2 protein-coding genes and 1 other annotated feature are annotated in these 1,791 nt (G+C 29.5%); both genes read right to left on the bottom strand.

What is annotated here, in order from left to right:
* A partial coding sequence (locus HMPREF9131_RS04730; protein WP_009345702.1) for a methionine ABC transporter ATP-binding protein occupies positions 1 to 693 on the bottom strand: 693 nt, incomplete at its 3' end.
* A gap of 36 nt (positions 694 to 729) precedes the next feature.
* Positions 730 to 959: a binding site (T-box leader), on the bottom strand.
* A 226-nt stretch (positions 960 to 1,185) separates the two neighbouring features.
* Positions 1,186 to 1,791: hypothetical protein (locus HMPREF9131_RS08475; protein WP_198002573.1), on the bottom strand; the 606-nt coding region annotated here is incomplete at its 5' end.

A 1,791-nucleotide genomic window follows, 5' to 3' on the forward strand; every position in this document is an offset into this window, starting at 1 on the left:
ATTTCTGAAAAGTTCCTTAGTAGCATTTTCTTCAATTATCTTTCCACTTTCCATAACAGCGATTCTATCGCAAATATCTTTTGCAACTTCCATTTGATGAGTAATCATAATAATTGTTGTCTTATATTCTTTAACAATTTTTTTCAAAAGATTTAAAATAGCTTGAGTATTTGCCGGATCAAGAGCAGAAGTCCCTTCATCAGATAATAATATCCTTGGATTTGTTGCTATGGCTCTTGCTATTGCAACTCTTTGCTTTTGCCCTCCTGAAAGTTCAGAGGGATAAGCATTTTTCTTAGCCTCCAAATCAATAAACTTTAGCAATTCATTAACTCTTTTTTCAATTTCATCTTTATTAACATCAGATATCTCCAAAGGATAAGCAATATTATCATAAACAGTCTTTTGCATAAAAAGATTAAAAGATTGAAAAATCATTCCTATATCTTTTCTTTCTTTACGAAGCTCTTCAGGTGAAAGTGATAAGATTTTTATACCATCAATAATAATTTGTCCAGAGTCTGGTTCTTCAAGTCTATTGATACATCTTACAAGAGTTGACTTTCCAGCACCAGAAAGTCCAATCACTCCAAAAATCTCCCCATCATTCACTTTGAAAGAAACATCATCAAGAGCTTTAAATTCTTTTCCATCTACCTGGAAGGCCTTTACTAAATTTTTTACCTCTATCATTTTTTTCCTCCATGAATAAAAAAAGAGCTTCCATCCTAAAAGGACGAAAGCTCGTGTTACCACCTTTATTTAATATATGCTCACGCATATAAACTCACTAGGTACAATCATACCCTGACTCTATAACGGGAGTTCCCGTCAGGCTCTAATTATCGAACCTTCCTTCAAAGAGGCCATGTTCATTAAGTTTTGTTTATCTTCTTTCACCAAAACGAAGCTCTCTTTAATCCCAAACACTTAACTACTCTTCTCTTTATCAAGTTTATCAATATAAATTTATTCTACACTACAAAAAATAATTTGTCAACAACTTTTTTAAATATTTTTCATCAGATGTAAAACTTTTTTAATATTTTGTTATTATACAGTATCATTTTTATTTTTGCAAGTCTAAATTATTAATAATTTTATATTTTTCAAAAACCAAATCTTTAATTATATTAAATAAATTTTTTTTGAGTTTTAAAGAATAAGCCCTTCCGTCTTCCTCGTTTATAAATTCATAATAGTAAAAACCGTCCGAATTAGGTTTTGGGTCAAAAACATGAAGATATGAATTGCCTTTTTTCCCATAAAAATTAAATCATAAGATCCATCTTCAGGAGCTAGGGCGTATATTTGATCTTCTCCCAAAAGCTCTCCACCTTCTAAAGCTTCTGAGATTTTTTGTAAATCTTTACTTTCCATTTCTATAGGATAAGACTTTAAATTACCATCATATTTAAAAACATCAAGGTCTATAAATTCAAAAGTTTTTCCATCTTTAAATGAAATTTTGGATGCATTCGGATATTCTCCCTTATTTACAATTTCAAGGCAAAGATTTTCTAAATAATAATTTTCATGAAGATTTGTAAGGACTATAAAGAATTCTCCTTGCGGGGCAGACTTTATTGTTTGTGAATCAATATAAAATTCTCCCTCCGGTTTTTTCTCCTCGTAAAAATTTTCTTTTTTTGAAAAGTTTATTAATAAATCTTTTTCTCTTTTATTTTCATAAGATTCTCTTTTTATTAAAGGATAACCATAAATTTTTAAAATTATTTCTTTGTCCTTGCCAAAGGAAAATTTTTCTCCCTCTGCTGTCAAAAGAATTGA

Source organism: Peptoniphilus sp. oral taxon 836 str. F0141, assembly GCF_000179335.1.
Lineage (GTDB): Bacteria > Bacillota > Clostridia > Tissierellales > Peptoniphilaceae > Peptoniphilus_A > Peptoniphilus_A lacrimalis.